26 protein-coding genes and 2 pseudogenes are annotated in these 26,448 nt (G+C 69.6%); 18 read left to right on the top strand and 10 right to left on the bottom strand.

Translation table 11 applies throughout. From position 1 onward, the window contains the following. Positions 1–103 precede the first annotated feature (103 nt). Entirely contained in the window at positions 104–649 is a 546-nt protein-coding gene (locus ITJ66_RS00130) for a hypothetical protein (protein ID WP_194642724.1), read from the bottom strand. A 184-nt stretch (positions 650–833) separates the two neighbouring features. On the opposite strand from ITJ66_RS00130, the pseudogene ITJ66_RS00125 reads away from it, so the two are divergent. Then, positions 834–1,655, top strand: a pseudogene (locus tag ITJ66_RS00125) (helix-turn-helix transcriptional regulator); the annotation flags it as partial. A 38-nt stretch (positions 1,656–1,693) separates the two neighbouring features. Here ITJ66_RS00125 and ITJ66_RS19625 read toward each other — a convergent pair. From ITJ66_RS19625 to ITJ66_RS00100, 6 genes are all read right to left on the bottom strand, one after another. Further along, on the bottom strand, positions 1,694–2,263 hold the full coding sequence (locus tag ITJ66_RS19625) for a hypothetical protein (protein ID WP_370582520.1): 570 nt from the start codon (positions 2,261–2,263) through the stop codon (positions 1,694–1,696). 97 nt (positions 2,264–2,360) lie between these two features. Further along, positions 2,361–3,221, bottom strand: coding sequence for a helix-turn-helix transcriptional regulator (locus ITJ66_RS00120; RefSeq protein WP_194642720.1), 861 nt, complete (start codon positions 3,219–3,221; stop codon positions 2,361–2,363). A gap of 7 nt (positions 3,222–3,228) precedes the next feature. After that, positions 3,229–4,860 carry a chromosome partitioning protein ParA gene (locus tag ITJ66_RS00115; protein ID WP_194642719.1) on the bottom strand — a complete coding sequence of 544 codons (1,632 nt, stop codon included), beginning with the start codon at positions 4,858–4,860 and terminating at the stop codon, positions 3,229–3,231. Between the two features lie 124 nt (positions 4,861–4,984). Further along, positions 4,985–5,719: a FadR/GntR family transcriptional regulator gene (locus tag ITJ66_RS00110; RefSeq protein WP_194642717.1), complete on the bottom strand. Its 735-nt coding sequence runs from the start codon at positions 5,717–5,719 to the stop codon at positions 4,985–4,987. Between the two features lie 41 nt (positions 5,720–5,760). Then, entirely contained in the window at positions 5,761–7,227 is a 1,467-nt protein-coding gene (locus ITJ66_RS00105; protein WP_194642714.1) for an APC family permease, read from the bottom strand. A 61-nt stretch (positions 7,228–7,288) separates the two neighbouring features. Further along, positions 7,289–8,068 (bottom strand): carbon-nitrogen hydrolase family protein, encoded by a 780-nt coding sequence (locus ITJ66_RS00100; RefSeq protein ID WP_194642712.1) that lies wholly within the window; start codon positions 8,066–8,068, stop codon positions 7,289–7,291. A 125-nt stretch (positions 8,069–8,193) separates the two neighbouring features. Here ITJ66_RS00100 and ITJ66_RS20060 point away from each other — a divergent pair. The 4 genes and pseudogenes from ITJ66_RS20060 to ITJ66_RS00085 form a co-directional block, all read left to right on the top strand. Further along, positions 8,194–8,787, top strand: a pseudogene (locus ITJ66_RS20060) (NAD(P)H-dependent flavin oxidoreductase); the annotation flags it as partial. 91 nt (positions 8,788–8,878) lie between these two features. After that, positions 8,879–9,175: a hypothetical protein gene (locus tag ITJ66_RS20055; protein ID WP_370582635.1), complete on the top strand. Its 297-nt coding sequence runs from the start codon at positions 8,879–8,881 to the stop codon at positions 9,173–9,175. Between the two features lie 70 nt (positions 9,176–9,245). Next, positions 9,246–9,905 carry a hypothetical protein gene (locus ITJ66_RS00090; RefSeq protein WP_192003894.1) on the top strand — a complete coding sequence of 220 codons (660 nt, stop codon included), beginning with the start codon at positions 9,246–9,248 and terminating at the stop codon, positions 9,903–9,905. Beyond that, positions 9,902–10,168, top strand: coding sequence for a hypothetical protein (locus tag ITJ66_RS00085; protein ID WP_056010480.1), 267 nt, complete (start codon positions 9,902–9,904; stop codon positions 10,166–10,168). Before ITJ66_RS00090 ends, ITJ66_RS00085 begins: the two co-directional genes overlap by 4 nt. A gap of 213 nt (positions 10,169–10,381) precedes the next feature. Here the strand turns inward: ITJ66_RS00085 and purB are convergent, their stop codons facing one another. Continuing rightward, positions 10,382–11,764, bottom strand: coding sequence for an adenylosuccinate lyase (purB, locus tag ITJ66_RS00080; RefSeq protein WP_064296029.1), 1,383 nt, complete (start codon positions 11,762–11,764; stop codon positions 10,382–10,384). Next, a complete protein-coding gene (locus ITJ66_RS00075; protein ID WP_079704175.1) occupies positions 11,761–12,288 on the bottom strand; it encodes a low molecular weight protein-tyrosine-phosphatase in 528 nt (175 codons plus the stop codon). The genes purB and ITJ66_RS00075 overlap by 4 nt, the downstream gene beginning before the upstream one ends. Positions 12,289–12,464: 176 nt before the next feature. Here ITJ66_RS00075 and ITJ66_RS00070 point away from each other — a divergent pair, with 176 nt between their 5' ends. Together ITJ66_RS00070 and ITJ66_RS00065 are read left to right on the top strand one after the other, a co-directional pair. After that, positions 12,465–12,773, top strand: a complete 309-nt coding sequence (locus ITJ66_RS00070; protein WP_137243043.1) for a hypothetical protein — start codon at positions 12,465–12,467, stop codon at positions 12,771–12,773. Then, positions 12,766–14,208, top strand: coding sequence for a hypothetical protein (locus ITJ66_RS00065; protein ID WP_194642710.1), 1,443 nt, complete (start codon positions 12,766–12,768; stop codon positions 14,206–14,208). Before ITJ66_RS00070 ends, ITJ66_RS00065 begins: the two co-directional genes overlap by 8 nt. Before the next feature lie 20 nt (positions 14,209–14,228). Here the strand turns inward: ITJ66_RS00065 and ITJ66_RS00060 are convergent, their stop codons facing one another. Further along, a complete protein-coding gene (locus ITJ66_RS00060) occupies positions 14,229–14,621 on the bottom strand; it encodes a phage holin family protein (protein WP_086472327.1) in 393 nt (130 codons plus the stop codon). A 100-nt stretch (positions 14,622–14,721) separates the two neighbouring features. On the opposite strand from ITJ66_RS00060, the gene ITJ66_RS00055 reads away from it, so the two are divergent. From ITJ66_RS00055 to ITJ66_RS00005, 11 genes are all read left to right on the top strand, one after another. Continuing rightward, positions 14,722–15,873 carry a histidinol-phosphate transaminase gene (locus tag ITJ66_RS00055; protein ID WP_370582519.1) on the top strand — a complete coding sequence of 384 codons (1,152 nt, stop codon included), beginning with the start codon at positions 14,722–14,724 and terminating at the stop codon, positions 15,871–15,873. Further along, a complete protein-coding gene (locus tag ITJ66_RS00050) occupies positions 15,870–17,009 on the top strand; it encodes a thiamine pyrophosphate-dependent enzyme (protein ID WP_194642708.1) in 1,140 nt (379 codons plus the stop codon). Before ITJ66_RS00055 ends, ITJ66_RS00050 begins: the two co-directional genes overlap by 4 nt. Beyond that, a complete protein-coding gene (locus ITJ66_RS00045; protein WP_079704170.1) occupies positions 17,006–17,986 on the top strand; it encodes an alpha-ketoacid dehydrogenase subunit beta in 981 nt (326 codons plus the stop codon). Before ITJ66_RS00050 ends, ITJ66_RS00045 begins: the two co-directional genes overlap by 4 nt. A gap of 26 nt (positions 17,987–18,012) precedes the next feature. After that, positions 18,013–19,386, top strand: coding sequence for a dihydrolipoamide acetyltransferase family protein (locus ITJ66_RS00040; RefSeq protein WP_194642705.1), 1,374 nt, complete (start codon positions 18,013–18,015; stop codon positions 19,384–19,386). Positions 19,387–19,483: 97 nt separating this feature from the next. Continuing rightward, positions 19,484–20,458, top strand: coding sequence for a metal ABC transporter solute-binding protein, Zn/Mn family (locus ITJ66_RS00035; RefSeq protein ID WP_194642703.1), 975 nt, complete (start codon positions 19,484–19,486; stop codon positions 20,456–20,458). After that, positions 20,455–21,309, top strand: coding sequence for a metal ABC transporter ATP-binding protein (locus tag ITJ66_RS00030; RefSeq protein ID WP_194642693.1), 855 nt, complete (start codon positions 20,455–20,457; stop codon positions 21,307–21,309). The genes ITJ66_RS00035 and ITJ66_RS00030 overlap by 4 nt, the downstream gene beginning before the upstream one ends. Next, complete coding sequence (locus tag ITJ66_RS00025) at positions 21,306–22,205, top strand: metal ABC transporter permease (RefSeq protein WP_192019540.1); 900 nt, start codon at positions 21,306–21,308, stop codon at positions 22,203–22,205. Before ITJ66_RS00030 ends, ITJ66_RS00025 begins: the two co-directional genes overlap by 4 nt. Before the next feature lie 92 nt (positions 22,206–22,297). Then, positions 22,298–22,699, top strand: a complete 402-nt coding sequence (locus ITJ66_RS00020; RefSeq protein ID WP_079704165.1) for a Fur family transcriptional regulator — start codon at positions 22,298–22,300, stop codon at positions 22,697–22,699. Positions 22,700–22,706: 7 nt separating this feature from the next. Continuing rightward, positions 22,707–23,795 (top strand): permease, encoded by a 1,089-nt coding sequence (locus ITJ66_RS00015; RefSeq protein WP_370582518.1) that lies wholly within the window; start codon positions 22,707–22,709, stop codon positions 23,793–23,795. Then, positions 23,788–24,600, top strand: a complete 813-nt coding sequence (locus ITJ66_RS00010) for a TIGR03943 family protein (protein ID WP_228501393.1) — start codon at positions 23,788–23,790, stop codon at positions 24,598–24,600. The genes ITJ66_RS00015 and ITJ66_RS00010 overlap by 8 nt, the downstream gene beginning before the upstream one ends. Then, positions 24,590–26,056 carry a hypothetical protein gene (locus tag ITJ66_RS00005; protein ID WP_194642691.1) on the top strand — a complete coding sequence of 489 codons (1,467 nt, stop codon included), beginning with the start codon at positions 24,590–24,592 and terminating at the stop codon, positions 26,054–26,056. Before ITJ66_RS00010 ends, ITJ66_RS00005 begins: the two co-directional genes overlap by 11 nt. The last annotated feature ends 392 nt before the right edge of the window (positions 26,057–26,448 follow it).

Genomic DNA, 26,448 nt, shown 5'->3' with positions numbered 1-26,448 from the left:
CTGCGGCCTGGATCGCCTCCACCCCAGCAGGGACGGTGCGACAACCCTTCCGACGGATGACGAGATCGTGCCCGTCGGCGGTCGGATCGTGGCGGCCCGCTCGTCAGGTTCGGTCGGGGGACTGCCCTGCGAGGACCGCGAGCAGCTGTGCCGAAGCCTCGTCGCACGCTCGCCAGATCACGAGACTCAAGCCGAAGTGCTCGGGGACCTCCAACTGGAGGTAGCGCAGCTCGAGACGCCCGAGATCCGGGCGGTCGAAGGTGAACGTCTCGGCCGCATCGGGTCGGAGGCCTGGTCCCAGCTCGGTCCAGGCCTCGGCGAAGCGACTGTTCCCGGAGCGGAGCTCGTCCACGAGGTCCTCGAAGACTTCGTCCCACTCGTGGGTGCCGAGCGACTTCCGGAGCTCGCCCACCACATGTTCGGTGACGAGGCCGGGATCAGGACTCGCCTGGAGGATCTCCGGGCGGAGGAAGGTCGAGCGCAGCAGGTTGGCTCCTGGACGGAAGGCCTGCGACAACGCCTGAGCGAGGCGGTTGGCGTGCAGCACCGTGAAGTGGCGGTCGTGGACGAACGCGGGGACGGCCGACCAGGAGTCGACGAGATCGACCAGGTCCCGAGGGAGCCGATCGGCGGGTCCGCGCTCAACCATGCGACCACGATAGTGACGTCGGGCAGCGACCGGGTGGGACGCGCAGGGTCAGGCTCAGCGAGCGACCGATGGTCGGCCGACATGTCCAGAAACGACCCATGATCGGCCGCGGAGGGGTGCATGCATCCGAGCGTGCTGCGGGAGGATTGGCGTCGATCCCACTCGCTCTCCGGAGGACGCGGCGATGTCACCAACTCGGCTGTCGAATGCTCTCGGCGAGTTCCTCCGCGCGCGCCGGGAGTTCGCGCGGCCGGAGCAGGTCGGCATCGGCGCCGATGCCTCCCGACGGGTGCCGGGCCTGCGTCGCGAGGAGGTCGCGCACCTTGCGAGCATCAGCCCCGAGTACTACCTGCGGATCGAGCAGGGTCGTGTGCGGCGGCCGTCGGAGCAGGTCCTCCTCGGGCTCGCCCGTGCCCTGCTGCTGGACGACAGTGGACGCCGATACCTGCTCCGCTTGGCGAGTCCGAGGCCGTTCATGCGCGCGGTCGACGACCGGTCGACGCAACTCGACGACCGGGTCGCCCGGCTCCTCGCGCACTGGTCCGGTACGCCCGCGTATGTGAGCGACGACAATCAGTACGTCGTCGCCGCGAACGCGCTCGCGCGGGCGTGGGTGCCGCAGGGCATGCTCGACCCCGGGGTCAACCTGCTCGTCTCGGCCTTCGAGCAGTACGCCGACTTCCGAGGCACCACGTCGCCCGACGCACCGGAGTACGACCGCATGCACCGGGAGTGGGAGGGGACCCTCCGTGACCTCACCGCCCCGCTCCGCTACTACGGCCGACCGGACGATCCGCGCCTCCAGGAGATCGTCGGGATGCTCTCGGCACGGCACCCGGTGTTCCGGACGATCTGGGCGGAACATGTCGTCAAACCGCAGATGTCCCGGCGGACGCGCACGTTCATCGAGCCCCTCGGCTGGGTCGACTTCCGGTCGCAGACCTTCGAGGTCCCGCACACGGACCAGTTCCTCACCGTGTTCTTCGACGAGCCAGGCTCAGCTGCGGCGGCGGCGATCGCCTACCTCGCAGCCCGGGACGCGCTTCAGCGGGAGGGCACCGGATCGCTCGACGTGGAGGGCTCGTCCGGCGAGACCGCCTCGGACAGCCGCTTCAGCCGCGCCCGGGACGATGCTCCCGTCGGGACGAAGACCAACAGCAGATCGCCCTCGGGCCCGGGCGCGTTCAAGACGTTGTAGACCATGCGGACCTCCCCGGCCGGCGTGGGGAAGACGATGGGGCCCGACGTCCCGGAGTGCCCGTCGCCCGATGCCCAGGTCTGGGCGAAGTCGCGCGACTTCGCGGAGAGTTCGCCGATGATCCGAGCCGCGGGACGATCCGCGTCGTGCTCCTCGATCGACCGCTTGAGGAGCTCCGCGGTGGTCTCCGACATCCGGGTCCACAGCGGATCGCCGACGACCCGGTCGGGGGAGAGGAACGCGAAGCGCGCCAGGTTGACGCCGGTGTGGAACGCCGGCGTCAAGCGTGCCGCCGCCGGATTCGCCTCGAGGACATCCAGCGTGCGGTCGCAGAGGACCACGGGTACCTCTCGCCACGAGTCGATGAAGTCCCTGATCCGGTCCCGGCGCTCACGCACGCCCTCGTTCGCGATCATGCGTCCACGGTAGGCGCTGCGACCGCCGTCGGCTACCCCTCTGGTGCCCGCCGGCCCACCTCGGTCAGCGTGCGCCGGTCATCGCTCCTGATGGCGGTCAGTCGGCCCGGGCGGCGAGGTAGGCGAGCGCCGCGGCCCCTGGGGAGCCGCGCTCTGCGAAGACCGTCGTCAACTGATGACCGGGCCAGTCGGGGACGAGGAGGTGTTGATACTGCAGCTCGACGGTCCCGAACTCGTCGATCGAGGCCCGAAGTGGACCGCCGGCGAGGGGACGGGCGTCATGGCGAGCCCAGAGGCGGGCGAACAGCGGACTGCGGGCGCTGAGGTCCTCGACGATCGTCTGCAATCGAGGGCTGCTCGGATCGCTGCTGTAGCGGAGCGCTGCGACCACGGCCGGGGCGCTCACCTCCCACTCCGGGGCGATGGACTGCACCCGATCGTCGAAGTACCCGAGCACGTCGTTCTGCCCGACGTCGAGGAGGCCGCCGCCGATGCGTCGCGCGAGCGCGTTCGATGCGACGATGTCCCGGTTGCCGTCGGTGATGTACGCCCCGGTGTCCGACCAGTGGTCGAGGAGTGTCGTGTCCGGGACGGATCGTCCGGCCGGTGCTGGCGTGCCGGCGTCCAACGGTCGGCGCTCGGCCGGGAAGAGGTCGACGTCATAGGCGAGCCGGAAGAGGTAGTCCACGGCGTGCTCGTCGAGTCGAAGGGCCCGACCGATGCCCGCCAGCACCTCTTCCGACGGGCGCTGATCCCGCCCCTGCTCGAGGCGGAGGTAGTAGTCGGCGCTGACGTCCGCGAGGGCTGCCACCTCGGTGCGTCGGAGTCCGGCGACCCGCCGCCCGTCCTCCGGGACGAACCCCGCGTCCTCCGGTCGGACCAGTCCTCGACGAGCCCTGAGGTAGTCGCCGAGCGCGGCCGCCCGCGTGATTCCGGTCTCCGATGCTCCCTGCGTCATGGCCCGGTCAGAGTCCGCGCGACACCGCGGCTGCCGCTGCGAGCCACGCCCGCTGCGTGCTCGACCGCAGGGCGTCGTGACGGATGACGCCGTTCTTCAAGGCGGGATCGAAGGGGACGACGACCACGTCGCGCACGTAGGGTCGGAAGTCCTCGGCGTACGCGTTGGCGATCGACGTGTCCTTGGCCTCGGCCTCGGAGACGATGACGACGGCATTCCGCGCGAGTTCAGCACCGCGCTCGCTCACGCGGCTGACGGCGGTGAGGGTGAGCCGCGCGCCCTCCTTCTTGTCCTCGACGGTCGTGGTCGGGATGACGAGCTGGTCGGTCAGCTCCACCATGCGCCGCCAGTTGGGGGCACCGGCAGAGTTGCCCGAGTCCATGACGATCAGGCGGTAGTACTTCGCGAGGACGCGATGGACGAGGTCGACCTCGTCGGCGGTCACCACATGCTCGCCGTCGGCCGCGGATCGCAGCACCTCGTACTTGTCGCCGGGCTGGTGGTGGACGAACCGCGACAGGTCGGCTCGCTCGGCGCCGGGGGAGAGGAGGTCACTCGCCGCGGCGAGGAGGTCGAGGACGGTCGAATCATGGCCGCCCTGCTCGGTCCGCCAGCCGAGCGTGCCCATGGTCTCGTTGTTGTCCCAGGCCGCGACGCCGCCACCGCCGTACCGGGCGAAGACGGACGACAGGTTGACGACGGTCGGCGTCTTGTTGGCGCCGCCCTTCTGGTTCGCGACGGAGATGGTGCGACGCCTCGGGAAGTGGCGTGACACGGCGTGGACGTCGTCACGCTCGGCGCGCTCGCTCGCGGACGGCGGCACCGAGAAGCCGAGCTTGTTGAGCAGGCCGGCGAGCCCGTGCTGCGCCGGGCCGATCGTGGGCGGCGCGAGGAACGAGGGCGCATCGCGCAGGTCGCGGCGAGCCGGGGCGGCCGGCTGGCCCGGAGCCTGCTGCTGCTGTGGGATCGGGTGCTGCTGCTGCGCGGGCGCGGCCGGCGGTGCCTGCACCGAATGCTGGGCCGGGACCGCCCGCTGCGCCGGCACCGGCTGCTGCGCGTTCGGCTGGTTCGAGACCGGCTGGAACGGCGGTGTGCCGAACGCGGGCTGCTGCACGGTCGGGCGCTGCGGCGGGACGGGCTGTGGTGCCGAGGTCGCCTGCGGGTTGGCGGAGACCGGCGGCGTGGGCTGCGCCGGGACCGGCGCAGCCGTCGACGGCTGGGCGGGGGTGGCGCGGGGCGGTGTCTGCGGCTGAACCGGGGCCGGACGCGCGGGTCCCGGCTGGGCGGGCGCGGGCGGTGGAGCTTGGATGAGCGGCACCCGTTGCGCGGCAGCGGGCGGTGGCGTGGTCCGTTGTGCGGTGCGCGCGGGCGCTGCGGACTGTGGTTCCTCCTGCAGTTCGCCGTCGACACCGATGAGGAGCACGGTGACGCTCGTGGGGTCGGTCACCGTCACGCGGATCGGTCGACCCGCCTTCCGGGCCTCCGCCTGCATCAGTTCGACGAGCTGGCGGCGGGCCGTTCCCGCGTCGGTGGCGGTCAGGTACTGCTCGGCGGTGCCGACGCGGAACACGCCGGAATTGTCCGCCAGCAGCGATGCCGTCATCGGCGGGAAGTCCTGTATCGAGGCCTTGTCGATCATGCTCTCACTCCTTCGCGGCGGGGGTGAACCCGTCCCCACTATGCCTTAGTACGGCGCATGTCGGATTTCCGGCCCCAGCCGTGACGCCTCGCCGAGCGTGCTCGTTCGGTCGTCTCCAGGCGCTTCAAAGAGTGGATTGCGCGCCGTCGGTGGGGCCCGCGAGGCCGACGTACATCGAGCGGTGGAGCTCCGCGACGTGGTCGAAGGCGAGGCGACTCGCTGCTGCCGCATCGCCGTCACGGAGCGCGGCGACGAGCTGGGCATGCTCCTCGTTCGAGGCGCGCAGGTACTCGATCCGGTAGGGGATGAAGTAGGAGTACAGCTCGCGGGACACGCGGTCGTGGAGGTCGGCCGCGCCCGGCACACCTGCCGACACCGCCAGCTCGGCGTGGAACGTCGCATCGGCTTCGCGGAACCGGCTCCAGTCCGGCTCGGTCCGCATGGTCGCCACGAGGTCGTCGAGTCGACGAAGGGAGGACGCCTCCGGCGCAACGGCAGCCCGTGCCGCCAGCCCGGCTTCGAGCGTCGCGCGCTGGTCGATGAGCGCGTGCACGTGGACGGCGTCCTCGCGGTAGGCGGCGATCTCGGGCACGGTGCCCACCGCGGGCGCATCCGCGATGAACGTGCCACCCGTGTTGCCCTGCCTCCGGACGACGACGCCCTCGTCGCTCAACGCCCGATAGGCGCGCCGCACCGACATCTCGCTGACCCCGAACGCTCGAGCCGCTTCCTCGGGTGCCGGGAGCCGTTGGCCGGGCACCAGCATCCCGAGCTCCAGCGCCAGCGAGATGCGCGCGCGGACGGTGTCGACGGCGGTCGTCCGGCGGATCGCTCCGAGTGAGGGCGAACCCAGATCCATGGCACCCTCGTCTCGTCGCTGATCGACTCCGCGACCCTGGGTCAGCCAGCGGTCGGTTGGTCGGCGGTCGCCTCGCTCACCGCGCCGTCCGGCTCGGCGTCCAGAGGGAACCGCTTCCCCAACACGATACCGATCAGCATGGCGACCACGGGGATGAGGGCGAGCACGACACTCACGGTGACGCTTCCGCCGGTGACGAGCGTGAAGTTCGACAGCACGAGCCACAGCGCGAACGCGAGTCCGACCACCGCGAGGATCGGGAACACCCGCGCACCCCACGTGCGGCCGGCGACCAGCTCGGGTCGGCGCGCGAAGAACACGAGGACGGCGACCGAGGTCGTCAGCATGAGCAGCACCATCCCGACGGTCGCCACCCCGGCCATGGATCCGAAGACCCCGACGAGCGGGTCGAGGCCGGCGATGGCGAGCCCGGCGAGGACGATGGCCGCCGTCACGGTCTGCACGATCGAGGAGGTCGACGGCGAGTGGTGTGCGGGGTGACGCCGGCCGAGACGGGCGGGCAGCACCGCCTTCTGCGCCAGCGTGAACTGGTAGCGCGCGATGACGTTGTGGAAGGACAGCACGCACGCGAACAGGCTCGTGATGAGCAGCACCTGGACGACGTCGCGCATGATCGGGCCGAGGTAGGTCGTCGTCGTGTCGAGCAGGAGGTTGCCCTCGCCGGCGAGCGTCTGCTGGGCGACAGCGACGGCGTTCCCCGCGCCGACGCCCGTCACGAGCGCCCAGCAGGAGATGGCGTAGAACACGCCGATGATGACGACGGCCAGGTACGTGGCTCGCGGGATGGTGCGTTCCGGGTTGCGTGCTTCGTCCCGGAAGACCGCGGTCGCCTCGAAGCCGATGAAGCCGGTGAGGGCGAAGAGCACGGCGACGCCGATCCCACCGGTGAAGATGTTGGCGGGGTCGAAGGTCTCGACCGCGATGCCGTCCGCGCCGCCCGTCGCGAAGATGACGACGTCGAGCACGACGACCACGAGGATCTCGAGCGTCAGTGCGATACCCAGCACCTTCGCGCTCAGGTCGATGTGCCGGTAGCCGAGCACCGCCACGATCGCCATCGTCGCGAAGGAGTACAGCCACCAGGGCAGGCTCGGGCCGCCGAAGTACGTGACGAGGTCGTCGAGCGCCCACCCCATGTAGCCGTACACGCCCACCTGGATCGCCGTGTAGGCCACGAGCGCGGTGAACGCGGAGCCGAGACCGAGGCGCGAGCCGAGTCCGGCCGTCACGTAGGAGAAGAACGCGCCGGCCTCGCGGACGAACGGCGTCATGGTGACGAAGCCGACGGAGAAGACGAGGAGGATGACGGCCGCGAGGGCGAAGCCGATCGGGGCTCCGGCGCCGTTCCCGGTGCCGATCGCGATGGGGACGTTGCCGCCGATCACGGTGAGTGGTGCGGCGGCGGCGATCACCATGAAGACGATGGAGCCGGTACCGAGCTGGCCGTCGAGGCGCTGACGCGGCTCGACGATGGGGTTCACGGTCATGAGGTCACTTTCCAGGGGAGTCGGGGGACTCGGAGGGGGAGGGGAGGAAGGACGGGATCCTTCAATACAGCTCGGCGCGGCGGTCGGCGAGGTAGGGGTTCTCCTGCCTGGCGCGCTTGGTGGCCTCGGGATCGATCGTGGCGATCATGAGACCGACGGCGTCCCCGTCGAGCGCGTCGAGGACCACGCCGTCCGGGCCGACGATGCTGCTGCGGCCGACGTAGGTGAGGTCCCCTTCGGAACCGACGCGGTTGACGTAGACGAGGTGGACCTGGTTCTCCCAGGCGCGCACCGGGATGAGCCGATCGGCGATGTGCGCGTACGGCTCCATCTGCGCGGTGGGGACGATCACGACGTCGGCGCCGTCGAGGGCCGCCGCGCGGACGGTCTCGGGGAACTCGACGTCGTAACAGATGAGGACGGCGACGCGGACGCCGCCCAGGTCGACGGTCGGTGCGAGAGTGTCACCGGCCACGAAGAGCTGTCGGTCGAGCTCGCCGAACAGGTGCGTCTTGCGGTACCGGAGCAGCTCCGTCCCGTCAGGACCGACGAGGACGAGGGCGTTCGCGACGGCTCCGCCGGGGAGTGGTTCGGGCAGGCCGGCGAGGATCGCGATCCCGGTCTCGTCGGCGATGGCGGCGACCCGGTCGACCAGCTCCGGGGTGGCGAGCGGGGCGAGGCGGTCGCCGAGGTTGTAGCCGGTGACGAACATCTCGGGGGTGACGAGCAGATCCGCGCCGCGATCCGATGCCTGTCTGGCGGCGTCGGCGACGAGCGCGAGGTTCGCCTCGACGTCTCCGGGGACGCCGTGGTGCTGCAGTCCGGCGATGGTCAGGGTCATGGCGGTGGAGCTCCTCTGTGGGCGTGCGTCGATGCCCTCAGTAAACAGCTCAAAGTGAGTTGTTTGATGTCCATCATGTTTCGATCCGGTTTCACCCGCAAGAGGCGAGGGACATACTGGGGGGCGTGCGTGCCCTTCCTGTCGACGTCCCGATCGTGCTCGGCCCCTTCGGAGGTCTGTCCTCCGTCGAGCTCACCGCGACGGTGAGTGAGCTGGGCGGCCTCGGTTCCTTCGGTCTGTACGGTTATGACGCCGAGCGCATCGAGCGGACGGTCACGGCGCTCCGCGAGCGGACCGCGGCGCCCTTCGCACTGAACCTGTGGCTGCCGCGTGGCGACGAGCTGTCTCCTGACGACTCCGAGGCGTCCTTCGCAGCCGCGGTCGAGGCGCTCCGACCCGTGTTCGACGAGTTGTCGCTCGAGCTGCCCGATCGCCCGGCCCGGTACGTGCCGCCCTTCGACGAGCAGATCGAGGCCGTCCTGGAGGCGCGGCCCGCCGTGGTCAGCTTCGTCTTCGGGGTTCCACCGCGGCCGGTGGTCGACGCGGCGCACGAGCGGGGCATCGTCGTGGTCGGGACGGCGACCACGGTTGCCGAGGGACTCGCCCTGCAGGAGGGCGGCGTCGACGTCGTCGTCGGCACGGGCATGGAGGCCGGCGGCCACCGCGTCTCGTTCCTGCGAGCAGCCGAGGACTCCCTCGTCGGCCTGGTCGCCCTGATCCCGCAGCTCGTCGACGCCTTGGACGTCCCGGTGATCGCCGCCGGCGGTATCGCCGAGCGTCTCCGCGGCGACGGCCGAGCATCGGGCGGTCATCGTCTCGACGCCCGCCGACGGCACCGTCCTCACGCGCGCGATGAGCGGCAGGCTCGGCCGGGGTGTCCCGAACCGGGTGCTGCGCCAGATCGAGGCGTCGGGGGTCGTCGCCCCGTTCCCGGTCCAGAACTGGCTGACCGGGCGGTTCCGCACCGTCGCCTCCGAGCGGGGCGTCGCGGACCTCCAGGGCTTCTGGGCTGGGCAGGCGTCATTGCTGACCCGCGATCGGGCCGATGCTGCGGCCGTCTTCGTGGAACTCGCCGCGGGCCTGTCGGTCCCACCCAGGGCACCCTGACCCCGGTCCGCGTCCCCCGCAGGACCGCGTAAGCTGGAGAGGACTTCCTGCAAGAGATGAGACGTTCACCGTGCCCAGCATTCCGTTCGACGGCGCCAAGCACGATCGGTACTGGATGGTCCCGATCCTGCGTGCGGTGATCGCGCTCGCCACGGCGGGGGTCGTCACCTTCACGCAGGGCCACTCTTCGCAGTTCGGCCTCGTGGTCTTCGGGGTCTTCACGCTGTTGTCCGGCGCGATCGTCGGCGCCTTCGCGTTCCCGAACTTCTCCGACACCGTGACGCGCGCGTTCTTCCTCGGCCAGGGCGTCATCGGCGTCGTGACCGGCGTCTTCTCGCTGCTCGTGAGCGGCGGCGGGCTGAGCATCTTCCTCTACGTCGTCACCCTGTGGGCGGCCCTCACCGGATTCCTCGAGCTGTACAGCGGGATCCGCTGGCGCGGACGCCTCGCCGCGGCGAAGGACTGGACCGCGGTCGGTGCCTTCACGGTGCTGCTCGCCATCGCGACGCTCCTCGTCCCGCCCGGACTCGAGCAGCGATTCGCCGCCCCGGGAGGTGTCGAGGGTGTCCTCCGTGCGGACATCGTCGTCGTCGGCCTCGTCGGGGCATACGCCGCGATCATCGGCGTCTACCTCGTCATCGGCGGACTGTCGCTGCGGTGGGCGGGCAAGCGCCCGGTCACCGGCGCAGCCACCGACGACACCACCGGCACGGCTGGAGCCGCATCATGAGCAAGCCCAACCGCGACGACGTCCTGCGGCCGATCGAGCTCCTCGTGCTCTCGGGCGTCATGGGGGTCTTCACCGGCGTCGTCGTCCTGATGTCGACCCGCGAGATCGTCCTGTCGCTCATCGGCCTGGGCATCGCGTTCATCGCCTCGCTCGTCGTCCTCGCGATGCTGGCGCTCGCCGTGAAGCCCGACTTCCAGGAGAAGCTCGACCTCGACGAGCAGGACGGCGACGACAAGCGTCCGCCGCGCCCCTCCGGCCACTGACCGTCTCGTCCCTCCGGCCCGGAGCCTTCTTCCGGGCCCCGACTGCAGCGCGCCGTCCCTGAGCGTTCCTTCCGGTCCCTGAGCGTTCCCTCCGGTCCCTGAGCGTTCCCTCCGGTCCCTGAGCGTTCCCTCCGGTCCCTGAGCTTGTCGAAGGGCGCACGCCGACAGGCTCGGTGCCCGGTCTCCCGTTCCCCGAGCCTGTCGATGGGCGACCTACGGCAGGTAGTCCACCAGGTCGTCGGAGAGCCCGAGGTACGTCGCCGGGGTGAGCTCGAGCAGGCGCTGCTTCGCGGCGTCGCCGATGTCGAGCTTGGAGACGAACTCGACGAGCTCCGCCTGGCCGAGACGCTTGCCGCGCGTGAGTTCCTTGAGGAGCGCGTAGGGGTCCTCGATGCTCGAGCGACCCGCGGTCACCTCGGCGCGGATGACCGTCTGGATGGCCTCCGCGAGCACCTCCCAGTTGTGGTCGAGGTCCGCGGCGAGCACGTCCTCCGCGAGGTCGATCTGCCCGAGGCCGCCGAGGATGTTGTCGAGGGCGAGCAGCGAGTGGCCGAACCCGACACCGATGTTGCGCTGGGCGCTCGAGTCGGTGAGGTCGCGCTGGAGTCGCGAGGTGACGAGGGTGGCGGCGAGGGAGTCGAGGATCGCGCTCGACAGCTCCAGGTTGGCCTCGGCGTTCTCGAAGCGGATCGGGTTGACCTTGTGCGGCATGGTCGACGAGCCGGTGGCGCCCGCGACCGGGATCTGTCGGAAGTAGCCGATGGAGATGTACGTCCACATGTCCGTGGCGAGGTTGTGCAGCACGCGGTTGGCGTGGGAGATCTTGCCGTAGAGCTCGGCCTGCCAGTCGTGCGACTCGATCTGCGTCGTCAGCGGGTTCCAGTCGAGGCCGAGCCCCTCGACGAACTCGCGCGAGATGGCGGGCCAGTCCGCGTCGGGATCGGCGACGACATGGGCGGCGAAGGTGCCGGTCGCGCCGGAGAACTTGCCGAGGTACTCGTTCGCCTCGATCTGCAGGGCGATGCGCTCGAGTCGGTAGACGGTGACGGCGAGCTCGCGGCCCATCGTGGTGGGCGTCGCCGGCTGGCCGTGCGTGCGTGCGAGCATCGGGACGGCCCGGAAGTCGACGGCCTTGGTGCGCAGGGAGTCGAGGACGAGGCGCAGCTTCGGCAGCCAGATGGCGCGGACGGCCTGCGACACGGTGAGCGCGTAGGAGAGGTTGTTGATGTCCTCGCTCGTGCAGGCGATGTGGGTGAGTTCGGCGATGCGGTCGAGCCCGAGCTCGGACAGGCGGTGGCGCACGAGGTATTCGACGGCCTTCACATCGTGACGCGTGACGGCCTCCTTCTCGGCCAGCCAGTCGATGTCGGCCTGGCCGAAGTCGAGGTAGAGCGCGCGGAGCTGCTCGATCTCCGCCGGGGTGAGCGGGGAGGAGCCGAACATGGAGTGCTCGGTGAGGTAGACGAGCCACTCGACCTCGACCTGCACGCGGGCGCGGTTCAGGCCGGCCTCCGAGAGGTACTCTCCGAGCGCCGTCACGGCGGGGCGGTAGCGACCGTCGAGCGGGCTGAGCGGCTGGGCGGGGAATTCGGTCATGGGGTGGCTCCCTGGGTCAGTGCTGGTTCGAGCTGGTGGAAGAGGGATCTGCAGGCATGGTCGATCATGCCGAGGACGGTCTCGAACATCTGGGCGTCCGAGTAATAGGGGTCGGGCACGTCGCGGGTCCCGGAGGTGCTGTCGAAGCTCAGGAGCAGGTGCACCTTGGAACGGTCGGCGTCGTTGCCCGCCCAGGCCCGCAGGATGCGTTCGTGACTGCGGTCGAGGGCGACGACGAGGTCGTAACTGTCGAAGCGGTCGGGGTCGAACTGCTTGGCCCGGTGGGCGGTGGCGTCGTGGCCGTGCGCTCGCAGCGCGGTGACCGTGCGGTGGTCGGCGTGCTCGCCGACGTGCCAGTCGCCGGTGCCGGCGGAGGAGACCTCCACCACCCGCTCCAGCCCGGCGGCCGCGACGAGGTCGGTGAAGACGCTCTCGGCCATCGGGGATCGACAGATGTTGCCCGCGCAGACGAAGCACACGCGGAACGGGGTCGTGCCGGGGTCGGCCTCCCCGAGGGTGTTCATGCGTCTATTCTGGCCGACCGCGCCCGAGCCGTCGAACCGTTCTCAGCTGACTCCACTCCACAGCTCCACTCCGGTCGGCTTCCTCCACATCAGCACGGTGTGCCGTCGTGACCGCTCCGCCGGTTGGGCAGAGTCGAGCGTGATGCCGGCGGTGGGCGGGCGGAGGGCGAGGCGACATGGCGTTGGAGTACGACCCGTTGGCGATGGGCTTCCCGTCGCAGTCGACGGCAGAGGAGGCTGCCTCGATCCTCGAGGGGCGCGCTCGATGTCTTGAGGACGTCCTGCTCGAACTGGAGCCGGAGATCCTCAGGTTCGCGCAGGCGCGCAGTGGTCTCGAGTGGGTCGGGCCCGCAGCCGTGCAGTTCTCCTGGTCCGCGGACGAACTGGCCGCAGTGCTTCGTGGAGCGGCCGCTGCACTCGATGAGGGCCTCAGGAGCGCTCGTGGGGCGGCATCGGCGATCGCCGTGGGAGCGGGGCATGAGTGACGACCTCACCATCCGAGGAGGAGGCGTCGTAGCCGTCGCCACGGAGGATCATCTGCTCCTCGGCGCGCTGCTCCTCGAACTCGGCGAGGCCTGCGCGAGCTGGGCCGACCGCGTGGAATCGGTGTCGACCGACGACGTGTCCCTGGTGCCCGTCGGCCCGACGATCGTTCCCCAAGCCGATCCCGGGGCGGGAAGCGGGGCGGCTGCGAAGGCCGCCACCAGCTTGCGGCGTGCGAGCGACGATGCGAGCCGGTTGGGCGGGCATCTGATCGTCGGCGCGGAGCAGTACGGAGAGCTCGAGCGGATGGTCCAATCGTTGTTCACGTTCACCGGGGGCGCCGCGGGGTGGGTCCTGGGAGCCTCCCCATTGATCCCCCTCGGTGTCCTCGCCGCCGTTGGAGAGGTCACGCTCATCAGGACGGTGTTCCGCGGAATGTTGGGGTTGCTGTCCTCGGACCTGCAGGACGGCTTCGATGAGGCCTCGGTGAAGACTGCGCGTGAGCTGATGTCGTCACCCGCGTTCGTCGCCCTCGTGCGCGGAGTCGTATCGGGCTCCGACGAGTTCCTGATCGGCGCGTTCGGTCTGCCGGCGATGCTCGACGCGAACCGCCTGAGCGAGCAGGGCATCACCGGGGTGGCGTTCGCAGCCGCAGTCGCACTGCGCGGACTCGATCGTGCCGGCCTCCTCACTCCCGCGGCGCCGGTCCGCACGGTCGAGGTGAAGGCCCAGGGCGCTCCGGCGCCCCTGAAACCTCCGACTCGGTACGAGGACCTCGTCGAGCGGATGCCGCACGGGGGAGCAGGCTCGCCGCAGATCAGGATCGAGCGGTACGAGGACGCTTCCGGCGCCGACCAGTGGATCGTCTGGTCGGGTGGAACCATCGAGACCGGGTTCCCTGAGACGTCGACCGAGCCCTTCGACAACCGCAGCAATGTCAACGCCGTCGCAGGTCTGGAGGCGGAGAGCGCCGAAGCGACCCTCCAAGCCATGCGACTCGCGGGTGTCCCGGACGGCGCCTCCGTGCTCCACGTCGGGTACTCCCAGGGCGGCATCATCGCGTCCCGCATCGCCGCCAGCGGTACCTACGACTCCTCGGTCGTCACCTTCGGATCGCCGGTCGAATCCGTCGACTTCGCGGACGACCTCCCGCGCACCCATGTCGAACACACCGAGGACGTCATCCCCGCACTCTCCGGTGAACGACGCGACTCACTCAACGGGGGTACCGTCGTCCAGCGTTCGTTGTACGACGGAGGGCCACCGCCGGCCGGTGACGATCCCCTTCCGGCTCACAATCTCGACCGCTACCGGGAGACGGCGCGCCTCCTCGACCAGTCCTCGGAGGAGCGGCTCACGCCAGCGATCGACCCCCTCGCCGGGCTCACGGGCACCGGGGATGTCTGGCAGTACCGGGCCGACAAGGTCCTGCCGTGACCGGGTGGTCGAGCCGAAGGTCAGTCCTTCGCCTTGGGGCGGATGATGATGCCGAGCAGCCAGTTCACGATCGAGATGACGATCGCCCCGAGGACGCCCCACCAGAAGCCGTCGACGGTCAGGCCGAACCCGAACCAGCCGCTGATTCCGGCGGTGATGAGGAGCAGGAGCCCGTTGATGAGGAGCCCGATCAGACCGAGCGTGAGGATGTAGAGGGGGAACGCGAGCACCTTGATGACCGAGCCGATGATGGTGTTCACGACCGCGAAGATGAGCGCGACGAGCGCGAAGGTCAGGATCGTCTCCAGCGTGCCGCCAGGCGCGTACGGCGTCACGTTCACACCGGCGACGATGAGGGTCGTGACCCAGATGGCGAAGCCGTTGACGATCAGGTTCAGCAGAAAACGTCCCATGAGGGCAATCCTCCCACCCTTGCCACAGCGGGCAAAGGGCCGATTCGGACCGGCGCACTGCATTCCGACGCAGGTATCCTTCGCGGCCTAGACTCGTCGAGTGAGTGACAACCTGCCAACCACCGCCCAGCCGGCCGCTCAGCCGGGCCGGAGCCCGGTCCGTCTCCGTCCGGAGATCGCAGATCTGCCGCCCTACCGTCAGGGCAAGCCGGCCGCACCCGACGCCTTCAAGCTCTCCAGCAACGAGGTCCCGTTCCCGCCGCTCGACGCCGTCCTCTCGGCCATCACCGACACGGCTGCGGACTCCCACCGCTACCCCGACGGCGCCGCACTCGCATTGCGCACGGCGCTCGCCGAAGCCAACGGGGTCACGCCGGAACGCATCCACATCGGGGCGGGCTCGGTCGCACTCCTCAGCCAGTTCATCACCGCGACCGCCGGTCCGGGAGACGAGGTCGTCTTCGCCTGGCGCTCCTTCGAGGCCTACCCGGGTCTCGTGACCGTCGCCGGAGCAACATCGGTGCGCGTCCCGAACCGGCCCGACGGCTCCCACGACCTCGAGGCGATGGCCGCAGCCGTCACCGACCGCACTCGCGTCGTCATCGTCTGCACGCCGAACAACCCCACGGGCCCGGTCGTCGAGCGCGCCGCCTTCCTCGCCTTCCTCCGCTCCGTACCGTCGGACGTGCTCGTCCTCCTCGACGAGGCCTACCGCGAGTTCGTCACCGACGACGACGCCGTCAACGGCATCCCGCTCCTCGGCGAACACCCGAACCTCGTCGTGCTCCGCACCTTCTCGAAGGCCTACGGACTCGCCGGCCTCCGCGTCGGCTGGGCCATCGGCCACGAGCTCGTCCTCGACGGCGCCCGCAACGCGGCCATCCCGCTCTCCAGCACCGCGCCGGCGCAGCAGGCGGCCATCGCCGGACTCGCGAACGCCGAGGACATCCGAGCCCGCGTCGCGGTCATCACCGCACGACGCGACGACCTCGCCGCCGCACTCCGCGAGCAGGGCTGGTTCATCCCCGCGGCGCAGGGCAACTTCGTCTGGTTCGGCCTCGGCGAGCAGACGGCCGCCGCGAACGAGACCTTCCTCGCGCACGGCATCGTCGGCCGCGCCTTCCCCGGCGACGGCGTCCGCATCTCGATCGGTGAAGCCGAGTCGATCGAACCGCTCCTCGCCGCCGCTGCAGAGATCCTCGCCGGGCTGCCGGCCGACCACCCGACACGAGAGGGAGTGCGCTCACGATGAGCCGTTCCGGAGACGACCCCACCGTGCCCAGCGTCCAGTTCATCGACGCGGCCGGCACCTTCGCGCCGAACGAACACGCGGAGCGCTACCAGCCGTTCCTCGATCGCCTGACCGAGACCGACCTGCAGCAGTTCTACCGCGACATGGCGAACGTCCGCGCCTTCGACATCGAGGCGACGAACCTGCAGCGCCAGGGCCAGATGGCGCTGTGGCCGCCGAGTCACGGGCAGGAGGCGGCACAGGTCGGTTCGGTCCGTGCGGCGCGAGCCCAGGACCACATCTTCCCCTCCTACCGCGAACACGTCGTCGCGATGATCCGCGGCGTCGACCCCATCGACATCGTCCGCCTCATGCGCGGCAACACGCACGGCGGCTGGGACCCGGCAGATCCGTCCAACGGCAACATGCACCTGTACACCCTCGTGCTCGCCGCTCAGACCCTGCACGCGACCGGCTACGCGATGGGCCTGAACTTCGACAAGGCCGTCGGCACCGGCGACCCCGACCGCGACACGGCCGTGCTCGTCTACTTCGGCGACGGCTCGAGCTCCGAGGGTGACGCGAACGAGGCCTACATCTACGCCGCCAGCTACCAGACGCCGCAGGTGTTCTTCCTCCAGAACAACCAGTGGGCCATCTCCGTCCCCGTCTCCCGCCAGGCCCGCGAGCCGCTGTATCAGCGCGCGGCCGGCTTCGGCCTCGACAGCGTCCGCATCGACGGCAACGACGTGCTCGCGAGCTACGCGACGGCGGCGAAGCACCTCGACGACGCCCGCGCCGGCCACGGCCCGAGCCTCATCGAGGCGATGACCTACCGGGTCGGCGCCCACACCACGAGCGACGACCCGACCAAGTACCGCACCGACGACGAACTCCAGTCCTGGATCGCGCGCGACCCGATCGTCCGGTTCAAGACGTACCTCCAGGGGCTCGGCGCTTCCGACGCGTTCTTCGCCGAGGTCGACGAAGAGGCTGCTGCGCTCGCCGAGGACACCCGCGTCCGCACACTCGCTCTGGAAGCGCCCGGCCACGAGCTCATCTTCGACGGCGTCTACTCCGAACCGCACCCGCTCATGGTCGAGCAACAGGCCTGGCTCGAACGCTACGAGGCCTCGCTCGAAGGAGGCAACGCATGACGACGACCACCATGCCGATGGCCAAGGCGCTGAACGCCGGCCTCCGGAAGGCGATGACCGAGGACGACAAGGTCCTGCTGATGGGCGAGGACATCGGCCCGCTCGGCGGCGTCTTCCGCGTCACCGAGGGCTTGCACGCCGAGTTCGGCGGCGACCGCGTGCTCGACACCCCGCTTGCGGAGTCCGGCATCGTCGGCACCGCGATCGGCCTCGCCATGCGCGGCTACCGTCCGGTGTGCGAGATCCAGTTCGACGGCTTCGTGTTCCCGGCCTTCAACCAGATCACGACGCAGCTCGCGAAGCTCACCAACCGGCACGAGGGCAAGCTGCAGATGCCCGTCGTCATCCGGATCCCCTACGGCGGACACATCGGCGCGGTCGAGCACCACCAGGAGAGCCCCGAGGCGTACTTCGCCCACACCGCCGGTCTGCGCGTCGTCAGCCCGTCGACCCCGAACGACGCCTACTGGATGATCCAGGAGGCCATCGCCTCGAACGACCCGGTCGTCTTCCTCGAGCCGAAGAGCCGCTACTGGCCGAAGGGCGAGGTCGACCTCGACGGCTCGGCCGCGCCACTGCACGGTAGCCGCATCGTCCGCACCGGCACGGAGGTCACCCTCGCCGGACACGGCGCGATCGTGAGCGTCATGCTGCAGGCGGCGGAACTCGCCGCCACCGAGGGCACGAGCGTCGAGGTGGTCGACATGCGCTCGTTGTCGCCCATCGACTACGACCCGCTCGTCGAATCCGTCCGCCGGACCGGCCGCCTCGTCTACGTGCAGGAGGCGCCCGGCTTCACGAGCGTCGGCTCGGAGATCGCGGCGACCGTCACCGAGCGTGCCTTCTACTCGCTCGAGGCACCCGTTCTTCGGGTGTCCGGGTTCGACACCCCGTTCCCGCCGGCGAAGCTCGAAGGCGTCTACCTCCCGGATGCCGACCGCATCCTCGAGGCCGTCGATCGCTCGCTGGCGTACTGAACACCGAAGGAAGACGAGGAACCACGATGAGTGATCTCCAGTTCGAACTGCCGGACGTCGGCGAAGGCCTGACCGAGGCCGAGATCGTCGCATGGAAGGTCGCGCCGGGCGACGCCGTCTCGGTCAACCAGGTGCTGGTCGAGATCGAGACCGCGAAGTCGCTCGTCGAACTCCCGTCGCCGTTCGCCGGCACCGTCGGCGCCCTGCTCGTCCAGGAGGGCCAGACCGTCGACGTCGGGACGCCCATCATCAGCGTGAGCACCGGTGGCGGGGCGGCGACCGCCGAGCCGACCGCGCCCGCACCGGCGGTCGTCGAGTCGGAGGAGGCCACGCTGGCCGCCGACACCGCGGCGAGCGTCTCTCCCGCCGAAGAGCCGCGCCCTGGCGCTGTGCTCGTCGGATACGGCAGCGCCGGCAGCACCTCGAGTCGCCGCCGTGGCCGTGGCGCGACGCCCGTCGTCGAGCCGGCGAGCCCGGCCGTCACCCCGCAGCCGCCCGTGCGCCGCCAGCCGCCGTCGAGCATCCCCGCCGCGTCCGCGTTGCCGGTCATCGCCAAGCCGCCGATACGGAAGCTCGCGAAGGACCTCGAGGTCGACCTCACGGCCATCGAGGGCACCGGGCTCGCGGGTGAGATCACCCGCGACGACGTCATCCGTGAGGCCAGCCAGGCGAGCGTGTTCCGCAACATCGAGACACCGGAGTGGGCCGACGAGCGCGAGGAGCGTATCCCGGTCAAGGGCGTCCGCAAGGCCATCGCGACGGCCATGACCCGCAGTGCCTTCACCGCGCCGCACGTCTCCCTCTTCGTCGACGTCGACGCGACGCGCACGATGGAGTTCGTCAAGCGCCTGAAGAACTCGACGGACTTCGCCGGCGTCAAGGTCTCGCCGCTGCTCATCATGGCCAAGGCGATGATCTGGGCGGTCCGCCGCAACCCCACGGTCAACAGCGAGTGGACCGACCAGGAGATCATCGTCCGCCACTACGTGAACCTCGGCGTCGCCGCCGCGACACCGCGCGGACTGATCGTCCCGAACGTCAAGGAGGCGCAGGCGATGAGCCTGCTCGAGCTGGCGCGAGCCCTCGAGACCCTCACCCTCACGGCCCGCGACGGCAAGACGCCGCCGGCCGACCAGCAGAACGGCACGATCACGGTGACGAACATCGGTGTCTTCGGCATGGACACCGGTACCCCGATCCTCAACCCGGGCGAGGTCGGCATCGTCGCGCTCGGCACGATCAAGCAGAAGCCGTGGGTCGTCGACGGCGAGGTGCGCAGTCGGTTCGTGACGACGCTCGGTGCCTCCTTCGACCATCGCGTGGTGGACGGCGACGTCGCGAGCCGCTTCCTGGCGGACGTCGCGTCGATCATCGAGGAGCCGGCGCTGCTGCTCGACTGAGTACACCTGCTCAGGAACCTTCCAGCCAGGCGATTTTGAGAATCAGTATCAATAGGCGTACCGTTGGCCTTCTCACCCCGATCGAGAAGGTTCATCAATGCGCGCTCGCACCCTGCTCCCAGCCTTGGCCATCCTCCCGGCAGCCGCCCTCGTCCTCGCGGGCTGCTCCGGCAGCAGTGCGTCGAGCTCTGCCGACGACGGCAAGATCAACATCGTCGCCTCCACGAACGTCTACGGTGACATCGCCTCGAAGATCGGCGGCAAGGACGTCGAGGTGACCTCGCTCATCTCATCGGCAGCCCAGGACCCGCATTCCTACGAGGCGAGCACGCAGGACCAGCTCTCCATCAAGAACGCCGACCTCGTCATCGAGAACGGCGGCGGCTACGACCCGTTCGTCGACACGCTCCTCGACGCCGCCAAGAACGAGTCCGTCGAGGTCGTCAACGTCGTCGACCTGTCGGGCCTCGCCCCGGACGAGGACCACGCCGACGAGCAGCACACGGACGAGGCGCACGCCGAGGACGACGGCCACGACCACATCGAGGGCTTCAACGAGCACGTCTGGTACAGCTTCCCGACGATGGCGAAGCTCGCCGACGAGCTGGCCAAGGAGCTCGGCGAACTCGATAGCGCGAACGCCGCCACGTACACCGCGAACGCGAAGGCCTTCACGGAGTCCCTCGGCACGATCGAGACGGCCCAGGCCGCGATCAAGACCGCACACGACGGCGAGGGCGTCGCCATCACCGAGCCCGTCCCGCTCTACCTGCTCGAGGGCGCCGGACTCGTGAACCGCACCCCCGAGGCGTTCAGCGAGGCGATCGAGGAAGGCACCGACGTGTCACCGACCGTCCTCAAGGAGACGCTCGACCTCTTCGGCGGCGGATCGGTCGCGCTGCTTGCCTACAATGAGCAGACGAGTGGCGGCGAGACCGAACAGGTCAAGACCGCCGCGGAGAACGCAGGCGTGCCGGTGCTGTCATTCACCGAGACCCTCCCGGACGGCAAGGACTACCTCTCGTGGATGACCGAGAACGTCGACGCCGTGGCGGACGCACTGAATCGATGACCAGCGGTCCGACCGACGGCTCAGGTCCCGTCGACGTCCTCGCGCTCGCCGGGGCCGAGCTCGGGTTCGGCGGACGAACGCTCTGGGACGGCCTCGACCTCTCGGTGCGCCCGGGGGAGTTCCTCGCCGTGCTCGGCCCGAACGGCTCCGGCAAGACGAGTCTGCTGCGCACCATCCTCGGGCAGCAGCAGCTCGACCGCGGGACCATCAGGTTCGCCGGAGGCCCGGTGCACCGCGGCGACCGCCGCATCGGCTACATCCCGCAGCAGAAGCTCATCCCCGCCGGCACGCCGATGCGCGGTCGCGATCTCGTCGCCCTCGGCGTCGACGGCCACCGGTTCGGACTCCCCATCCGCACTGCTGCGACGAAGCGTCGGGTCGACGAGCTGATCGCCTCCGTCGGCGCGACCGCCTACGCCGACGGCGCGGTGGGCACCCTGTCCGGCGGTGAGCAGCAGCGGCTCCGCGTCGCCCAGGCGCTCGCGGACGACCCGATCCTCCTCCTCTGCGACGAACCACTGCTCAGCCTCGACCTCCAGCATCAGCGCGGGGTCAGCGAACTCATCGACCGTCGTCGGCGCGAGCACGACACCGCGGTGGTCTTCGTCACCCACGACGTGAACCCGGTGCTCCCCATGGTCGACCGCATCCTGTACCTCGCCGGCGGGCGGTTCCGGGAGGGCACCCCCGACGAGGTGCTCCGCAGCGAGGTGCTGTCGGAGCTCTACGGCACGCCCGTCGACGTGCTCCGCAGTCACGGCCGGGTCGTCGTGGTCGGCATCCCCGACAGCGAGACCCACCACCATCACCATGACGATCCGCACACCGGTGCGGTGGGGGTCGGCGCATGAACACCGACGACCTCTGGGGACGCCTGTTCAACTTCCAGGACTACGGCGCACTCCTCGAACTCGTGCAGAACTCGATCATCGCCGGCGCGGTCCTGGGCATCGTCGGTGGCCTCATCGGTGTGTTCGTGATGCAGCGGGACATGGCGTTCGCGGTGCACGGGATCAGCGAGCTGTCCTTCGCCGGCGCTGCCGGTGCGCTGCTGTTCGGGGCGAACGTCGTCGTCGGGTCCCTCGCGGGGTCCCTCGTCGCCGCGATCCTCATCGGCTTGCTCGGTTCGAAGGCGCGCGACCGCAACTCGATCATCGGGGTGCTCATGCCGTTCGGCCTCGGCCTCGGCATCCTCTTCCTCGCGCTCTATCCGGGCCGGAGTGCCAACAAGTTCGGGCTCCTCACCGGGCAGATCGTGTCGGTCGACGACCCGCAGCTCGGCCTGCTCATCGTCATCAGCATCGTCGTGCTGGTCGCGCTCCTCCTCCTGTGGCGACCCCTCAGCTTCGACAGCCTCGACCCGGACGTCGCCGCAGCACGCGGGGTGCCGAGCCGGTTCGTCTCGCTCGCCTTCATGGTGCTGCTCGGGCTCACCGTCGCGGTGTCGGTGCAGATCATCGGTGCGCTGCTCGTCCTCGCGCTGCTCGTGACACCTGCTGCCGCGGCGCTCCGGGTGTCGTCGTCGCCCGTCCTCGTCCCGGTGTTGAGCATGCTCTTCGGCTTCGTCTCGGCGGTCGGTGGCATCCTGCTCGCCATCGGTGGATCGCTCCCGATCAGCCCCTACATCACGACGATCTCCTTCCTCATCTACCTCGTCTGCCGCATCGTCGGGCCGCGCACCGCGTCCGGACGACGTGGTCGTCGGGCACCCGTCGGCGAGACGCGGCACACCCAGGTCGCGCGATGACCGTGGACTGTGCACCGCGTCCGCGCGGAGCTGCTTCGGAGCGTCCTCCGAGCGGTTCCCGGGTACCCTTGAAGCGACAGGCAGGAGCACCCGTGGCGAAGCGCAACACCTGGCAGCGAGAAGCTGTCCGCGAGGCCCTCGGCGGCAACGACGGATTCATCAGCGCTCAGGGTCTGCACGCCGAACTCCGCGACACCGGTTCGCCGATCGGGCTCGCGACCGTGTACCGCGCCCTCTCCGACCTCGCGGTCGAGGGCGAAGCGGACTCCCTGCAGTCGCCGGAGGGCGAGAACCTCTACCGCGCCTGCACGCCGGGCACCCACCATCACCACCTCATCTGCCGCAACTGTGGTCTCACCATCGAGATCGAGGCCGACGAGGTCGAAGCCTGGGCGCGCTCGGTCGCGTCGCAGCACGGGTTCACCGAGGCGAAGCACGTCGTCGACGTCTTCGGGCTCTGCGAGAACTGCTCGGCGGCGGCCCAGCGCGCGTGAGGCCGGAGTGAGCAGGACGACCGGAACCCTCGGGGTCGACGACGACTGGACCGCGCCCGACGACGACGGCGCGGAGCACTGGGGTCGCACCGAAGGACGTGATCCGCGGAACCTGCGGACACCGCTCCTGATCGGTGTCGCACTGCTCGTGGTGGTCGGGCTCTTCGCGCTCCGGGCGCTCATGCCGCTCGGTGAGGCGCTCACCCCGCCCACCGCGGTGCGCGACTTCGTGACCCTGACGCTCAGCGTGGTGGTGGAGTCCCTGCCGTTCGTGGTGCTCGGCATCGTGCTGTCGATCCTCGTGCAGATCTGGCTTCCCGACGGCTGGCTCGAGCGGTGGTTGCCGACGCAGCCGATCCTCCGCCGAGCCTGCATCTCACTGCTCGGCATGTTCCTGCCGGTCTGCGAGTGCGGCAACGTCCCACTCGCCCGCGGCCTCATCGTGCGCGGGTTCACGGTGCCGGAGTCGATCACCTTCCTGCTCGCGGCGCCGATCCTCAACCCCATCGTCATCGTCACGACGCATCAGGCCTTCGGCTGGGACGGCGGGATCCTCGTCGCCCGGCTCGTCGGCGGGTTCCTGCTCGCGAACCTCATCGGGTGGCTCTTCAGCAAGCACCCCGACCCCAGCTCGCTGCTCACGCCGACGTTCCAGGCCAGCTGCGAGGTGACCGAGCAGCACGGACACGAGCACACGAAGGTGGAGCGCAGCCTCCAGCAGTTCGTCGCGGAGGCGCGCGCGATCATGCCGGCGCTGCTCATCGGGTCGGCCGTGGCCGGTGCCGTGCAGGTGCTCGTGCCACGCGAGGTGCTCGTCACCCTCGGCGCGAACCCCGTCTGGTCGGTGCTCGCGATGATGACGCTCGCCGTGATCGTCTCGATCTGCTCGAACGTCGACGCCTTCTTCGTGCTGTCCTTCGGATCGACGTTCATGCCCGGCTCGATCGTCGCCTTCCTCGTCCTCGGCCCCGTCGTCGACGTCAAGATGCTCGCGCTCATGCGCACCACCTACACGACCAGGACCCTCGTGATCATCACCGCGGTCGCCGTGCTGTTCTCGGCGGCCCTCGGATTCGGAGTGAACGCCCTTGCCTGATCAGAACGCCACCCACGGACACGCGTACGCCGAGACGTCGGCGGTCGGCGATCGTCGCGTCCCCCTGCTCGAACGCCTCCGGCAGCGATGGTGGGGCGTGCTGCTGCTCGTCACCGCCGCCGTGTGCATCCTCTGGCTCGCGCTGACCGATCGCCTCGGGCTGTACATCCACCCGCGCTACTTCGTGTTCACGGTCATCATGGCGCTCATCGCGGTCGCGCTCGGCATCGTCAGCGTCCTCGTCCATGTGGACGTGGAGGAGGTGCCGAGGCGTCGTGGGCGAACGGCGCTGCAGATCGCCTCCGTCGTGGGCAGTCTCGCGGTGGTCGGCGCGATGGTGGTGCTGCCGCCGTCGACGCTCTCGGTCGCGACGGCCGACCAGCGCGCGGTGAACTCCGGCACGCTCGCGGGTGAGGTCCAGGGGCAGGACGCCCAGACGGTGCTGACCTCGAACCCGGACTTCAGCACCTTCGGCATCAAGGACTGGGCCACGCTGTTGCGCCAGACGACGCGTCCCGCCGACCTCGAGGGGCGAGCCTTCACCGGGGTCGGCTTCGTGATCGCCGATCCGGACGCGGCCGACGTCTTCTACGTCTCGCGGTTCGTCGTGAACTGCTGCGCCGTGGACGCCCAGCCGGTCGGTGTGCCCGTGCAGCTCGACGGTTGGGACCAACAGCTCAAGCCCGGCGACTGGGTCGAGGTCTCGGGCGCGCTCACCGCGAGCGACGCCTCGCATCTGCCGTTGGTGGTCGGGACGGCGAAGGTCGACAAGGTCGAGGAGCCGGCGGACCCGTATGACTACTGATCGCCGGGATGCTGCACGAGGCCGGTCGACCCAGGCCACCGGCGACCGCAGCGGTTTCGGCCGACTGGTCGCGATCGTGCTGATCGCGCTCGTCGTCATCGGCGGCGGCGCGGCCGTCGTGGGCTTGACCCAGGGACCGAAGCTCGTCCGTACGGTGGTCGATCCGACCGGACTCGTGGAGTCCTGGGGCCAGCTGGTCGTCCTTGCGGTGAACCAACCGATCGCGGATCTCGGCTCGGACCGGGTGCGCATCGAGCCTGCAGCCGACTTCGATGTCAGTACCGGGGCCGGCGGCATCACGCTGGTGTTCCCCGAGCCGCTCGCCTACGCGACGGACTACCGGATCACGGTCGACGGGGTCACCGCGCCGGGTGGCGGACCGGCAGCCACGCTCACGACGTCGTTCTCGACGCCGCCCGTCGAGGGGTTCTCCCTCGTGCGGAGTCCGGTCAAGGACGGCGGCTCGGCGGCGACGAAGCAGGATGACCGGATCGTGCGCCTCTCCATCGGCGGTGGTGAACCCGAGACCGCGTACGAAGCGGCGAAGATCCAGGAGTTCGCGACGATCGGTGACTCCCTGATCGTCGTGGAGCAGGAGACGAGCGGGCTCGGTCGCATCGTGGTGGTGGACACGACCGACGGGAGTACCCAGGAGGTGGCCCTTCCGATGGGTGGGATGATCACCTCCTTGCAGACCGCTCCGGCGCAGAGTCGGGTGGGCTTCCTGTTCACGGAGCAGTCGTTCGGTCGCGATGGCGGCGACAACCTCACGTTGTACTCGTTCGAGCTGCGGCAGGGGAAACCGACGGAGGCCGCCCGGGTCGGCGGGATCGACGGGGCTGCGGTCCAGGCGGCGGAGTGGTCGTTCGTGCCCCGGACCTCCTCGATGCTCGTCCGCACGGTGGACAACTCGCTCGAGCTGCTCGATCCTGCTGCGACGACCGATCCGGTGCTGCTCGGCCGGGCCTCCCTCATCTCGAGCTACATCCCGGGCACCACCAAGGTCGTCATCGAGCAGGTCGACGGTGTGGTCGTGCTCGATCTCGCGACGGGGAAGAGCGAACCGTTCGTCCTGCCCTCGGTGGCACCCACCGAGATCCCGGGACAACTCGTCGCACTGTCCGAGTCCCTGTCGGCCAGGATCTACGCCGACTACGACCGCGCCGCCGGAACCACGGAGCAGCGGGTACTGGCGATCAAGGACGGCGCGACCGCCGAGCTCTATCGACCCGACGCGGGTGCCGTCATCTGGTCACTGTGCGCGAGCCCGAACGCGGAGTACGTCGCGGTCGTCGTCGTCCCTGACTTCGCGAAGGCCGGCTTCGACGGGTACGCCAACGCGCCGATGCCCAACGGGCCCGAGATCGAGCTCGTCGACGCCCGCACCGGCAAGGTGGTCGGGACGCAGGCCGGTTTCGACCTGTCCTGGTGCGCCGGCACGGGTGTCGCGCAGTGACCCTGTGCCGACCCGTGCGCGGCCGCCTCGGCGAAAACCGCGTGATTCCGGGCGACACGCCCGGGATGCAAGCGGAATTTGCCACGATCCCGAGACACACGTAGAGTAATCACTCGTCACCCCAAAGGTGCGGGAAGCGGAAGAGCTTCTCGGCCTCAAGCGGGGACAATCCCCAGCCAAAAGCGAGAACATTTCGATGTTACCGTTTCAAGTCTCGGTTGGATGACTTCTTACTGGTGTCACTCGTGCTCAGCATGACTCTGTTCGCAGAGCGGCTGAAACGCCGAGTTGACAACAAGCCGGGAAGATGTAAGATAGAGAAGTTGCCCTGCAGGGCGGTCGTGATGGCCAAAGGCAGGAGCATCCGATCCTTGAGAACTCAACAGCGTGCA

Source organism: Plantibacter sp. VKM Ac-2885 (assembly GCF_015351205.1).
GTDB classification, from domain to species: domain Bacteria; phylum Actinomycetota; class Actinomycetes; order Actinomycetales; family Microbacteriaceae; genus Plantibacter; species Plantibacter auratus.
This window is presented reverse-complemented; position numbering and strand designations above follow the sequence as displayed.